This window comes from Mesorhizobium sp. P2_E10, from assembly GCF_056404235.1.
This window is the reverse complement of the sequence record NZ_JBFUEK010000002.1, coordinates 819010-831586: the sequence shown is the minus strand read 5'-3', so window position 1 is coordinate 831586 and position 12577 is coordinate 819010. Positions and strand designations below refer to the sequence as shown.

The window sequence follows — 12577 nt, the reverse complement described above, 5'->3', positions numbered from 1 at the left end:
TAGCCGTCGAATATACATTGACAACGAACAGCGCTGGTTAAAAATTGATTGAGAAAAAATTACGCACCCCTGCCTAATTTTCACCCAAATCTCCTATCTGCCTAAATTTTGATCTGCTGTGCGTCAGTGGACCGCTGTCGACGACCGTTGCGGCATTGCCGGAAAATAGGGCAAGGTCGATCCTCAAACGAGCGACGCCATGGCCTCCAGGATTTCTTGTGTTTTCAGCATCGTGCTGATGCTTGCGGCGACCGGCACTGCGCGTGCCGACTTCACCGACGGCAAGCTGCCGGATGGGACCTATCATTGCGAGGTCTATCTGCTTGGCATGTTCCTCAGCCTCGGCGACATCACCATCAAGGGCAATGTCTACAGCGGCCCGGTGACGTTCGGGACCGCCCAGCAGGGCTACAACTACCAGATGGATGCAAACGGCGTCGTGACCTGGCTCGGCCCCTTAGGCGGCTACACCGCGGGCGGCAACAGCCTGTCGCTGACGCAAGCGACACTGGACGGCACCCCATCCTTCGACATCATCATGCGACAGCAGGACGGCGCCTTTACCGCTTCGACCTGCACCAGGCGTTGAGCGGCGGCCGCGGGTCGCTTGTTTCTGATGCTCGGCTAAATTAGGAAGCGTCAGCGACTTCGAGCGCCAGCCGGGTCATATCGGTGAACAGCGCCTGGCGTTCGGAATAGTCGGTTTGCTCGCCGGTCACGACATTGTCGACGACGGTCAGCAGCGACAGGGCGCGAGCGCCGAAATGCGCGGCGATGCCATAGAGGGCGCTGGTTTCCATATCCACGGCGAGCGCGCCAAGGGCCTGGCCTTCGGCGAAGCGGGTGCGCCCCTCGGGATGATAGAATATGTCGCTGCCGATCGTCAGCCCGGCAGAGTGTTCAATGCCGAGTGCCCCGGCCCGGGCCAATGCATGGGCGAGCAACGCGGGATCAGGCCCTGCGGCGGCGTCATAGAGCCCAAAGGCCTGACCGCTCATGCCGCTTTCCGCGCGCACCGATTGCGAGATCACCAGGCTGCGCAGTTTCACGCTATCGGTCAGGCCACCACAGGTGCCGGTGCGGATCAGCGTTTTGACGCCATAGAAATCCAGCAATTCATGCACGTAGATCAGGAATGACGGGACACCGATGCCCGTAGCCTGGATGCTGACAGGTTGGCCGCGAAACAGACCGGTGAAGCCCAGCGCGCCCCTGCGACGGTTGACGCAGCGCGGCGCCTCGAGAAATGTCTCAGCCATCCATTCGGCGCGTTGCGGATCGCCCGGCAACAGCACCGTTTCCGCATAATCGCCCTTGTCGGCCTCATTGTGTGGCGTCACGGCATCTTCCCCAAATCCTGCCGCGTTTGTCATCACAATCATGGCAGGCTGGCGTCGATGCGCAAGCGGCGATTGCGAAGCTCCAGTCGCCGGACCTCACTGGTTATGAACGGACGGCTCGTTACCCGGCGCCGGCACGTGTAAACGGCATGGCACGGGCGTCTGTGCGCTTGTTCACATTCGGGCGACGCACTTCATGCGGGGCGCTCTAAATCAGGACTCCAGCACGTCCTTGACGATGGTGGCCAATTGCTTGAGCGAAAAGGGCTTTGGCAGGAAGCCGAACTGCGCGTCCGCAGGCAGGTTCCTGGCAAACGCGTCCTCGGCATAGCCGGACACGAAGATGAACTTGATGTCCGGCTGCCGCTTGCGCAATTCGCCAAGCAGCGTCGGCCCATCCATCTCCGGCATGACCACGTCGGAAACGACGATGTCGACCTTGCCGCCAAGTGCTTCGAACACTTCCAGCGCCTCGACGCCCGAGGACGCCTCGTGCACGGTATAGCCGCGCGACGTGAGCGCCCGCATGCCGCCCATGCGCACGGCATCCTCGTCCTCGACAAGCAGCACCGTGGCCGATCCTGAGAGATCCTTGGCCGCATCGGCGATTTTCGCGGGTGCCACCGGCGCGTCAGCGGGATCGCCCGCCTTTCTCACTTCGGCAATGTGGCGCGGCAGGAAGATGCGGAACGTCGAGCCCTTGCCGACTTCGGAATCGCAGAAGATGAAGCCGCCGGTCTGCTTGATGATGCCGTAGACCATCGACAGGCCGAGGCCGGTGCCCTTACCGACCTCCTTGGTGGTGAAGAACGGCTCGAATATCTTCTTCAGGATATCCGGCGCGATGCCGCTGCCGGTATCCTCGACCTCGACCACCACGTAGTCGGCCGGAGTGAGTTCGCGGTAGGAGAATGTCTTGCACTCCGCTTCGGTGACGTTGCGGGTGCGCACGGTGAGGTCGCCGCCGGCCGGCATCGCATCGCGCGCGTTGACGGCCAGATTGACCACCACCTGCTCGAATTGGCCGATGTCGACCTTGACCGGCCACAGGTCGCGGCCATGATCGACCTTCAGCTTGATGTCGTTGCCAACCAGGCGCGCAAGCAGCATCCTTAGATCGGCGAGCACGTCGGTCAGGTTGAGTACCTCCGGCCGCAATGTCTGCTTGCGCGAGAAGGCCAGCAGCTGCCGCACCAGCGAAGCCGCCCGGTTGGCGTTCTGCTTGATGTTCATGATGTCGGGGAAGGACGGGTCCGACGGACGGTGATTGGTCAGCAAAAGGTCGGACGCCATGATGATGGCGGTCAGCACATTGTTGAAATCGTGCGCGATGCCGCCGGCAAGCTGGCCAACCGCCTGCATCTTCTGGCTTTGCGCCATCTGACCTTCGAGCGCCTTCTGCTCGGTGGTCTCGACGGCATAGACGATGGCGGATTCCTCGGCGCCCTCGCCGCCGGTGCTATCGGCAACCGCGTTGACGTAGAAGCGTATGTGGCGGTCTTCGTTGCCGGGCAGCAGCGTGTCGATCGGCTCGATGTCGGCTTGCCGCTGCCGGGCCTTTTCGAAGGCCGCGGCAAAGGCCGGCCGATCGCGCTCGTGGATCACCGTATCCAGCCGCACGCGGCGATCGACTGCGTCGCCGTCGACGACCGAGGAAAACAGCGACAGGAACGGCGCGTTGGTGCGCAGGATGCGGCCGCTCTTGTCGACCGCGGCAATCGCCATCGGCGTCGAGTTGAAGAAGCGGGTGAAACGGACCTCCGAGGCGCGAAGATCGGCGGAAGCGTCCTCGCCCTGCGTGCGGTTGAGCACGATGGTACGGGTCGGACCGTTCAACCCTTCGCGGCTGGCTGAAACACGGTGCATGAAGCGCACCGGCAGTGCCTCGCCCTTGGCTGTCGTCAGATCGAGATCGATGACGGCATTGCGGGTGGTGCCGGGATCGGCCTTGACCGAGCGGACCAGCGCCATGCCGTCGCCGGCAACGATCTCCGACAGTGTGACGGCGCCGGGCGTGAAGCTGGCCAGATCAACGCCCAGCCATTCGGCGAGCGTGGCGTTGATATAGGTGACGCGGCCTTCCTGGTCGGCGGAAAAGAAGCCAGCCGGCGCATGGTCGAGATGATCGATGGCCTTTTGCAGGTCGAGAAAGAAGCGCTCCTGCTCGGCCCGCTCCTGCGAGATGTCGGCAAGCTGCCAGGCGAGCAGAGGCAGCCGCTGGCCCGGAACACTGAAGGCACGGGCGCGGGCGCGATACCAGCGCGCGCCGGGTTCGGCGCCTGGGCGAATGGATTGCGCCAGCCGGAACTCGCCGTCGCCCGGCTGGCCGTCACGCAGGCCGGACGCCAGCCGGTAGATGGTCACCGAGGCCTCGGGAATGTCGGAAAGCAGCCCTTCGACCGTCTTCAGATCCGTCGCCGACGCGGCACCCGTCATGTCGGCATAGGCCCGGTTGGCGTAGACGACACGGCCCTTGGTGTCGGTGACGAGCAGGCCTTGCGACATCGAATCGACGAAGGCTTTCGACAGTTCGTCGCTGGTCGAGCGCGGCGCGATCTGAACGAAACCGATCGCGGTGGCGAACAGGAAGCCGACACCGATCATTGCCAGCACGCCAAGCATGCCCAGCAGGAAGGGGTCGCCAAGACGCTCGCGGAACAGCCCAAAAACGATCGCAGCCCCGGTCAGGACGACGATGAAGACGACGAGCCGGGCAACCGCGCCCGGCCTTGTGTTCTGGTCGACGATAGGTACCGGATAGAAATCGCCGCGCGTTTCCTTGGCCATGTGCCCCCTGCTCGTGAATTCCGGTGTCCGACACCTGGCCCGGTTGAATCACATTCTCCTAGTCCGGAAAAGGCCCCGACGGCAAATGTCCGTTAAAAATGGTGCCGTTGGGCTTACAGTGTTTCAAGCTGTTCACGACGCGTGAAACGCAACTTGCGGTCGCCTGCCGCAACGGTCTAGTGTCGCGTCACTTCGACAAGGCGATTTGGGGGCACCGATGCTGCAGATGCTGGATAGCGTGGCCGGTCCTGGATATGCCGCGGCAATCCTGTGGACGTTTGCCGCGCTTGTCCTGCTGGTCATCATCCTCGTCATCGTCAAGCTTGTCCGCAACCTGACTTTTGGAACATTCGTCGCCGGTGGCAGAAACCGCAAGACGCGGCTGGCGGTCATGGATGCCACCGCCGTCGACAGCCACCGCCGGCTGGTGCTGGTGCGGCGCGACGATATCGAACATCTGCTGCTGATCGGCGGCCCGACCGATGTCGTCGTCGAACGCGACATCCGACTGGCGGCGCCACGGCGCCCGGCCTTGACCGGAGATGGCGGCCAGCAACAGGCGCCGCGACCGCGCGCGCCGCAACCCGGCGCAGCACCTGCGAGGCAGGCGCCAGCACCGCAGCCGGTCAATGCGGCTCCAGCGCCCGTTAAACCCCGTCCGGTAACACCGGCGCCGAAACCGGCCGCGCCAAGCTATCAGCCCTCCAACATCACCCCGCTGCCTGCCTATGGCTCAGCCAACGCCAATGTCGTTCGCCATGCGCCGCCGCCGAGGCAAGATTCCATCGACGATACGCTGATGAAGGAGCTTGAGGTTTCGCTCGATGATCCGCGCGCCGCCAAGCCTGCGAGCAAGGCGGCAGCGAAGGCGCCGCCCTCACTCGACGACGAGATGACAAAACTTCTCGGCGAGCTCTCCAGCCAGAAACGATAAAGCGCAACGCGCTTTAAGTCTTTGTTTTTATGCATGTCGTTGTCCCAAAACCGGGACCACTTTTGGGCGACATGCATTAGCCGAGAGCCAAAAAAATGGCCGGGAAAACCGGCCATTTCTTACGAATTTTGCTCCAGCTGAACGCCTCAGTCGTCGCGATAGACTTTCTCGCGGCGCTCGTGGCGCTCCTGCGCCTCGATCGACAAGGTCGCGATCGGACGCGCGTCGAGCCGCTTCAGTGCGATCGGCTCGCCGGTTTCCTCGCAGTAGCCGTAAGTGCCTTCGTCGATGCGCTGCAGCGCGGAATCGATCTTGGAAATGAGTTTGCGCTGGCGATCGCGGGCGCGAAGCTCGATGGCGCGGTCGGTTTCCGAGGATGCCCGATCGGCAAGATCGGGGTGGTTGGCGTTTTCCTGCTGCAGGATTTCGAGAGTTTCGCGCGCTTCGCGCAAGATGTCGTTCTTCCAAGTGACGAGCTTCAGGCGAAAGTAGGATTTCTGCCGCTCATTCATAAACGGCTCGTCTTCGGAGGGTACGTAATCGGCGGTAACGATGTCGTTCATTCGACTCACCCAACAACCCCAAATTTTGCGCCTATATATTCGCCGTCCGACGCCTGCACAAGCGCAATCGGCCGCAGTCTCACGCAAATTTTAATGTTGGTGAACTGGCACCGGCAACAGCTTTTGCAGCAAGGGTGCGGCCAAATTCCCACATGATTCGTTGTGCTTGAGGGCGCCAGCCATTGTGCGCGAGACTTTCTCATGGCTAATCCTGCAATGTCATTGCTAGACTTTGCGGCGCCAATGAGGGTTCGGTGAGCAGACTTTATCTGTTGAGGCATGCGAAGGCCGGATGGGCGCTGCCCGGCGTGCGCGACTTCGATCGTCCACTCGACGCGTCCGGCATCGCCGACGCCGAGGTGATGGGGGCGGCCATGCGGACCCGCAACTACGTCCCCGACATCACGCTTTGCTCCAACGCCAGGCGAGCCCGCCAGACGCTGGAAGGCCTCGCCGGCCATACCGATACCGGCCGGGTGCTGTTTTTCGACACGCTCTACAGCGAAGACGCCGCCGGCTACCTCGGCATTATCCGCAAGAATGGCGGGCCGGGCTCGCTGCTGGTCATCGGCCACAATCCGATGACGGAAGATCTTGCCATGGCGGTTTCGGGCGACGGCGACGAGGCTGCGAGGGGAATGCTCAACCATGGTTTCCCGACTTCCGGTCTTGCCGTCGTGCGGTTCAACGGCAATCTTGCCGAAGCCGCGCAAGGCAGTGGCTATCTCGAGGCCTTCCTGACCCCCGCCGATCTCTGAGACCATTACAAAGCCCTGATGCAGAGCCTATATCGGAACTCACCGAGACCCCGAGAGAACCGATTTGGCATCATCGCTGACCACTTTCACCGACGAGGCGCGGATTGCACTGGATACGCTGTCCGGGCGCGCCGCCGGGCTCTTTTCTCCGTCGCTGCGGCTGGGGGTCACCGGCCTCTCCCGTGCAGGCAAGACGGTGTTCATCTCGGCCTTTGTCCACAATTTGATCCATGGCGGGCGCCTGCCGCTGTTCGAAGCGCAAAGGTCGGGGCGCATCGCCCGGGCTTTCCTCGAAGAGCAACCGGACGATGCCGTGCCGCGTTTCCAGTACGAGGATCACATCGCAGCCCTGGTCAACGACCGCGTCTGGCCGGACTCGACACGCGCCATTTCCGAGCTGCGGCTGACCATCGAATTCGAATCGGCTTCCGGCTGGGACCGTATGTTTTCCCGAGGAAAATTGTCGGTCGATATTGTCGACTATCCGGGCGAATGGCTGCTCGACCTGCCATTGCTCGGCAAATCCTTCGCCGATTTTTCGCGCGAAGCTTTCGAGATGGCGGCGCTGCCGGTGCGCGCCGATCTTTCGCAAGCATGGCGGGCGCTTGCCGCCACGATCGATCCCAATGCCGACGCCGACGAGATGACGGCACGTCGTCTCGCCGAGAGCTTTGCCGCCTATCTCAAAGCTTGCAAGCTCGACGAGCGGGCGCTTTCGACCCTGCCGCCAGGCCGCTTCCTGATGCCTGGCGACCTGGAGGGTTCGCCGGCGCTGACTTTTGCGCCCTTGCCGATCCGGAACGACCGGCGGCCGCGCTCGGGATCGCTGCAGGCGATGATGGAGCGGCGCTACGAGGCCTACAAGACGCATGTCGTCAAACCGTTCTTCCGCGAGCACATCACCCGCCTCGACCGCCAGATCGTGCTGATCGATGCCATGCAGGCCCTGAACGCCGGTCCCGGCGCGATGGCCGACCTGGAACGCGCCGTCACCGAAATCCTTTCCTGTTTTCGCCCCGGCCGGGGCGGCTTTCTCACCGACCTGTTTGCACGGCGCATCGACCGCATTTTGGTGGCCGCGACCAAGGCCGACCATCTGCATCACGAAAGCCACGACCGGTTGCAGGCGATCGTGCGGCGGCTTGCCGACCGCGCCGTGGCGCGGGCGAATTTCACCGGCGCAGATGTCGATGTGGTCGCCATGGCCGCCATGCGCGCGACAAGGGAAGGCACGGTCAAACAAGGCCGGGAAACACTGCCGGTGATCATCGGCACGCCGTTGAGCGGTGAAAGGATCAATGGCGAAACGTTTGATGGGAGAACCGAAACAGCTATATTTCCCGGTGACTTACCGGAGAAGATTGATGCCGTTTTCGACATTTCCGAACCAGACCATCGGCAGAACAATGACGACCCGGCGATCCGCTTCGTGCGCTTTCGCCCGCCAAAACTCGAACGCACGGCCGAAGGCGTGACGCTGTCGCTGCCGCATATCAGGCTTGACCGTGCCCTGCAGTTCCTGATCGGAGACCATCTGGCATGACCGCGCCCCGCAGACCGGCGGCATTCCGCATCGAGCCGGAGGCCGCAACCAGGCAAGAGGCGGCAAACCATCGCGCGCAAGTCGAGGTGGCGCCGGCGCGAAAGCCGCGCACGACGAAGACCGACATGGCTGTTGTCGTGCCGGCCGAGATCGACGTCTTCGACGAGCCCGATATCATTGCTGCCGAACCGCCGCCCGCCACCGCGCCGCGCAAGCGTTCGCTGCTCGCCAGCATCTTCTTCGGCGCGTTCGGCGTGCTTGTTTCGCTGGCTGTTGGTCTGTGGACCGACCAGTTGATTCGCGACCTGTTCGAGCGTGCGCAATGGCTGGGCTGGCTGGCCGCCGGAATGGCCACGGTCGCGGCACTGGCGCTTGTGATTATCCTTTTCCGCGAGTTTTTGGCGATTGCCCGCCTCGCCGAAGTCGAAAAGCTGCAGAAACGGGCGCTGGATGCTGTCGCGCGCGACGATCCGAAGGCCGCACGCTCAGTTGTCGACGAGCTTTCGGCCTTTGTCGCCGCCAAACCCGAAACCGCGGCCGGCCGGCGCTCGCTGGCCGAATTGCGCGGCGAGATCATTGACGGCGGCAATCTGGTGCGCCTGGCCGAGACCGAAATCCTCGGGCCGCTCGATATCAGGGCCAAGGTGATGATCCTCGAAGCGGCAAAGCGCGTATCGCTGGTGACGGCAGTCAGCCCTCGCGCAATCGTCGATGTCGCCTATGTCGTGTTCGAAGCCGGGCGCCTCATTCGCCGCCTGTCGGAGCTTTATGGCGGCCGGCCGGGCACGCTGGGCTTCTTCCGGCTGGCGCGCAGCGTTCTCGCCCATCTGGCGGTCACCGGCTCGATCGCCGTCGGCGACAGCTTTGTTCAACAAATCGTCGGGCACGGCCTTGCCGCCCGGCTTTCGGCGAAGCTTGGCGAAGGCGTCGTCAACGGCATGATGACGGCACGCATCGGCATAGCGGCGATGGAAACGGCGCGGCCCCTGCCCTTCATCGCCGGCAAGCGGCCAGGCATGGGCGATTTCCTGTCGGCGCTGACATCGTTTGCAACCAAAAAGGAAGAGGAAACACCTGTTCCCGGCAAGTGACGGTCATCAAGCATTAACCAATCTTGTTCATGGTCAGACGAGTTCCAACAACAGTCACTTTGTTGCCGGGTGTCGTCGATGAAAAGCGTAATTCTGTCCACCGTCCTGCCCCTGACGATCGCGGCTGCGGCACCTGTGGGCCTGGCGGGGAAGGCGTTTGCGGCAGAGCCCGACAAGCAGTTCTTTCACACGGTTGAAGGCCAATGGGTCGGCCCGGGTGAAATCGTCGCCGGCAAGTACAAGGGCACGAAATTCTCCTGCAATTTCACCGGCTCCACGCCTGACGGCGGAACCGGCATGACGCTCGATGGTGACTGTCGGGTCGGCGTGTTCACGCAGAAAATGTCGGCGACCGTCGAACGCAAGGGGCGCGACGGCTACAAGGGCAATTTTATGGGTGGCGCTGCCGGAACCGGCCTCGACATCATCGGCGGCAATGTGGTCGATGCCCGCAAGGTCGTCTTCACCATCAACCGCAACCAGCTGCGCGGGGTGATGCAGGCCCGCATCCCCGACGACAATTCGATGACGGTGACGATTGCAGTGCGCGTCGACAAGCAATTGGTGCCGGTTATCGGCATGAGCTTGAAGCGGATCGATGCCGTCGAAGTCGGTTCCATCGAGCCGAACTGAGAACCCGTCCTGAACGCAAAAAGGAGGCGGCAGCCAATGGCCACCGCCTCCTTTCAAAGCAAACAGATCAGCGCTTCGCTCAGCCCTTGATGGCGGCAAGCACGTCGTCATAGGCCTTGCAGGCCTCTGCCGCCGTGGTCGCGCCCGAATATTTGGTGGTGACCGCCTGGACCTTGGCGGTGAGATCGGCGGCCTTGGACGGATCCTTGGTGATCGCCTCCTGCAGAGCGGTCGTCACATCCTGAGCCTTCTTGGTCAGCATTTCCGTCGTGCACTCCGGCGCCTTCGAACAGGCCGAACCGGCAAGCGCCGCGATGCCAACGGCAACAAGCAAAAACTTCTTCATGTCAGTCATCTCCTCAGAAAGGCCGCGACTTGATCGTCACTGGTCCTCCAATGGCCGAAGCCGACTGTCCTTAGCGCCCGATTGTGGCAACACGCAACGCAACCGTCGCGTAAACTTGTGTAACGCGGCTGCAACATCGCGGCGGCCCCGGATTCAGGCCGCCCGTGTCAGTTGGGGCAGGGTTCAGCCACGAGGCTGCAGCAGCGCCAGCACGGCTGTCGATGCGGCAAGGATGGCGGTCAGCGTCAGGGGCGCCGTGGCACCGTAATTGTCCACGACGTAGCCGCCGACGACCGCGCCAATGGTGATGGCAATTTGGAAAGAGACGACCATCAGGCTGCCCGCTGCTTCCAGCGCATCAGGTGCCGCGCGGGACAGATTGGTCGGCAGCACCACCGGCCCCATGCCGAAGGCGAAGCCCCAAAGTGTAACGAATACGAAGGCAGCGCCAATTTGCACGCCCCAAAGCACCAATGCCAGCGCCGCAAACGCCATCAACACGGCGGTGACCACGAGAGCCACGCGGATATTGGCATCGGCCAAACGGCCGCCGGCAATATTGCCGACCACAGCGGCGATGCCAAATCCGAGCAGCGCGAGTGCAATCGGCCCGGTTGCAAGCAGCGTCACGTGTTCGAGGAAGGGGCGCACATAGACCGAACCGGCGAAATGTCCTGTCATCAGCAAGACAATGGCAAGCATGCCGAGTTGAATGCCACGCCGCCGCGTCAGCCGAAACACGTCTCCAAGACTATTGCTGGCGGTTGCTGGCAAGGTCGGCAGGCTGAGAAACTGCAGCAGCATGGCAACCACGGCTAGCCCCGCTGTCATCGCCATCGCGCTGCGCCATCCCAGCCAGTCGCTGATCAAGGCCCCCATCGACGGCGCGGCGATGGTGGCAAGCGAAACGCCGAGGGTGACGATAGCCATGCCCCGACCTGTCGCATTGGCGCCAACCAGCCTAGCCACGACGGCAACCGAAAGTGCCCAGAAAGCGCTGAGAGCAATTCCCAGCCCGGCTCGGCCTAGCAACAGCAGCCAGAAATTGGGCGCCAGCGCTGCAAGAATATTGGAAGCGACCGCCAGGGCCATGAGGCCGACCAGCACGGTCTTGCGGTTCAATCGGCCGATGAGAACATTGCTCAGCATGGCCGTCACGGCGCCGACCGAGGCGGTGGCGGTGACGACCTGCCCGGCTGTGCCCTCGCTGATGCCGAGATCGCGCGCCATTGGGGTCAACAGACCCGCCGGCAGGAACTCGGCCGACACTAGGGCAAAGCTGGTGGCCGCCAATGAAATGACCGCAAACCAGGTGGCTGCGTTCCATGCGGACGGCGCATCGGCGTCAAGGCCGATCGCGGCGTCTTCAAGCTGTAATGTTGTGTCAGTCACGGGAGGATCTCCAAAGGTTGGAGATCTTAGATAGGCGAGTCAGCCCGGATGATATGTACCTTAAAATCCGAAATTCATGTCCATTCGTCCGGGAATTGTGCGGCGCACAACGCCCGGCGAGACATTGGTGATGCGCTTGAACGCGCGAGCGAAGGATGCCTCGGAATCATAGCCCAAACGGGTAGCGACTTCGGCAACCGACATGCCGTTTTGCCCCAGCAATTCGCGGGCAAGCTGCATACGCAGGCGGGCGAGATAGTGTGCGGCACCCTCCCCCAAGACAGCGCTGAAACGCTCGGCGAAAATCGAGCGCGATTGGCCTGCCACACCGGCGAGGCTTCCCAGCGTCCAGTTATGGCCGGGGTCTCGGTGCATGGCTGCCAGGGCGCGGCCGATATGGGGGTCGCGAATGGCTGCGAGCCAACCGGTGGTCACGGCGCCATTGCAATTGACCCAGCAGCGGATGAGCCGGGCCGTCAGCAAGTCCGCCATACGCGACAGAATCGTGGCGCTGCCCATCTGCGGTTGTGCGGCCTCCACCGTCATGGCCGCCAGCAAAGGGCCGACGACAGGGTCATTGCCGGCCACGTCGCAACCCTTGATGATGGGCGGCATCAATGTGATCAATGGATTGAGCGCACAGGAGCCCAAGGCCATCGAGCCGCAGAAAAGGGTGCTTGTCGCGCCCGTTCCCTGCCTTACCACTTCGCAGACATTGCCCCCCAACTTGGTCACCTGGCACCCCTCGAGCGAGTCGCCCACCACGTCCGGCGCACTCGCCAGCCGATGGGCGACGCCTTGCGGCAGCAACACAAGATCGCCATCGCGCAACTCCTGCCAGCCTTGCGCTTCGGTATGAATCCAGCACGGACCCTGGCCGACAAAGTGAAACCGAAGCAGCTGTTGTTGCGGAAATTCTATGCTCCAGGGATGTCGGAGCTCGCAGCGGCCATAGTTGACACCGCTCAAGCGAAAGTCCCGCAGCACTTCGCTGAGTGCGTCCATCGGGATATGCGGCAGCGGCGACGGACGGGACGAATGGTCAAGCATTAATCAGATATAGATGCCGAACGTCCGGCAGGCAAGCGGTGACCGTTGTTCCACCAAGGGAATCGCTTCTAACGCACCCTACCCTTCCTGGCAGGCTTCTCGCCCTTGCCTCCCGCTCCAACTGCATGCAAGGAGTGCTG

Annotated in this window: 12 protein-coding genes; 6 read left to right on the top strand and 6 right to left on the bottom strand. The window is 62.7% G+C overall.

All coding sequences use genetic code 11. The annotated features are described in order from the left end of the window. Nucleotides 1-199: 199 nt before the first annotated feature. A complete protein-coding gene (locus AC1D0N_RS08800) occupies nt 200-589 on the top strand; it encodes a hypothetical protein (protein ID WP_477243029.1) in 390 nt (129 codons plus the stop codon). Nucleotides 590-629: 40 nt separating this feature from the next. Here the strand turns inward: AC1D0N_RS08800 and AC1D0N_RS08795 are convergent, their stop codons facing one another. Together AC1D0N_RS08795 and cckA are read right to left on the bottom strand one after the other, a co-directional pair. Then, complete coding sequence (locus tag AC1D0N_RS08795; RefSeq protein WP_477243028.1) at nt 630-1340, bottom strand: purine-nucleoside phosphorylase; 711 nt, start codon at nt 1338-1340, stop codon at nt 630-632. 213 nt (nt 1341-1553) lie between these two features. Beyond that, nucleotides 1554-4127 carry a cell cycle histidine kinase CckA gene (cckA, locus tag AC1D0N_RS08790; protein ID WP_477243027.1) on the bottom strand — a complete coding sequence of 858 codons (2574 nt, stop codon included), beginning with the start codon at nt 4125-4127 and terminating at the stop codon, nt 1554-1556. Nucleotides 4128-4344: 217 nt separating this feature from the next. Between cckA and AC1D0N_RS08785 the strand changes: the two genes are divergently transcribed. Further along, nucleotides 4345-5061: a hypothetical protein gene (locus AC1D0N_RS08785; RefSeq protein ID WP_477243026.1), complete on the top strand. Its 717-nt coding sequence runs from the start codon at nt 4345-4347 to the stop codon at nt 5059-5061. Between the two features lie 146 nt (nt 5062-5207). Here the strand turns inward: AC1D0N_RS08785 and dksA are convergent, their stop codons facing one another. Beyond that, nucleotides 5208-5624 (bottom strand): RNA polymerase-binding protein DksA, encoded by a 417-nt coding sequence (gene dksA / locus AC1D0N_RS08780; protein WP_006202025.1) that lies wholly within the window; start codon nt 5622-5624, stop codon nt 5208-5210. Between the two features lie 254 nt (nt 5625-5878). On the opposite strand from dksA, the gene AC1D0N_RS08775 reads away from it, so the two are divergent. The 4 genes from AC1D0N_RS08775 to AC1D0N_RS08760 all read left to right on the top strand — a co-directional run bounded on the left by AC1D0N_RS08775 (nt 5879) and on the right by AC1D0N_RS08760 (nt 9649). Then, entirely contained in the window at nt 5879-6382 is a 504-nt protein-coding gene (locus AC1D0N_RS08775; RefSeq protein ID WP_477243025.1) for a SixA phosphatase family protein, read from the top strand. Nucleotides 6383-6446: 64 nt separating this feature from the next. Then, nucleotides 6447-7925, top strand: coding sequence for a YcjX family GTP-binding protein (locus AC1D0N_RS08770; protein WP_477243024.1), 1479 nt, complete (start codon nt 6447-6449; stop codon nt 7923-7925). Continuing rightward, nucleotides 7922-9016 (top strand): YcjF family protein, encoded by a 1095-nt coding sequence (locus AC1D0N_RS08765; RefSeq protein ID WP_477243023.1) that lies wholly within the window; start codon nt 7922-7924, stop codon nt 9014-9016. The genes AC1D0N_RS08770 and AC1D0N_RS08765 overlap by 4 nt, the downstream gene beginning before the upstream one ends. A gap of 78 nt (nt 9017-9094) precedes the next feature. Further along, a complete protein-coding gene (locus AC1D0N_RS08760; RefSeq protein ID WP_477243022.1) occupies nt 9095-9649 on the top strand; it encodes a hypothetical protein in 555 nt (184 codons plus the stop codon). A gap of 79 nt (nt 9650-9728) precedes the next feature. Here AC1D0N_RS08760 and AC1D0N_RS08755 read toward each other — a convergent pair whose 3' ends face one another. The 3 genes from AC1D0N_RS08755 to AC1D0N_RS08745 all read right to left on the bottom strand — a co-directional run bounded on the left by AC1D0N_RS08755 (nt 9729) and on the right by AC1D0N_RS08745 (nt 12437). Beyond that, nucleotides 9729-9995: a hypothetical protein gene (locus AC1D0N_RS08755; RefSeq protein WP_477243021.1), complete on the bottom strand. Its 267-nt coding sequence runs from the start codon at nt 9993-9995 to the stop codon at nt 9729-9731. Nucleotides 9996-10178: 183 nt separating this feature from the next. After that, the gene (locus AC1D0N_RS08750; protein ID WP_477243020.1) at nt 10179-11387 is read right to left on the bottom strand and encodes an MFS transporter; all 1209 of its coding nucleotides are present in this window, start codon (nt 11385-11387) and stop codon (nt 10179-10181) included. A 60-nt stretch (nt 11388-11447) separates the two neighbouring features. Continuing rightward, a complete protein-coding gene (locus AC1D0N_RS08745; protein ID WP_477243019.1) occupies nt 11448-12437 on the bottom strand; it encodes an AraC family transcriptional regulator in 990 nt (329 codons plus the stop codon). Between the last annotated feature and the right edge of the window lie 140 nt (nt 12438-12577).

Coding starts and splice junctions, on each gene's coding strand:
- AC1D0N_RS08800 (WP_477243029.1), top strand. CDS start 200: ATGGCCTCCAGGATTTCTTGTGTTTTCAGCATCGTGCTGATGCTTGCG.
- cckA (WP_477243027.1), bottom strand. CDS start 4,127: ATGGCCAAGGAAACGCGCGGCGATTTCTATCCGGTACCTATCGTCGAC.
- AC1D0N_RS08785 (WP_477243026.1), top strand. CDS start 4,345: ATGCTGCAGATGCTGGATAGCGTGGCCGGTCCTGGATATGCCGCGGCA.
- dksA (WP_006202025.1), bottom strand. CDS start 5,624: ATGAACGACATCGTTACCGCCGATTACGTACCCTCCGAAGACGAGCCG.
- AC1D0N_RS08765 (WP_477243023.1), top strand. CDS start 7,922: ATGACCGCGCCCCGCAGACCGGCGGCATTCCGCATCGAGCCGGAGGCC.
- AC1D0N_RS08760 (WP_477243022.1), top strand. CDS start 9,095: ATGAAAAGCGTAATTCTGTCCACCGTCCTGCCCCTGACGATCGCGGCT.
- AC1D0N_RS08755 (WP_477243021.1), bottom strand. CDS start 9,995: ATGAAGAAGTTTTTGCTTGTTGCCGTTGGCATCGCGGCGCTTGCCGGT.
- AC1D0N_RS08745 (WP_477243019.1), bottom strand. CDS start 12,437: ATGCTTGACCATTCGTCCCGTCCGTCGCCGCTGCCGCATATCCCGATG.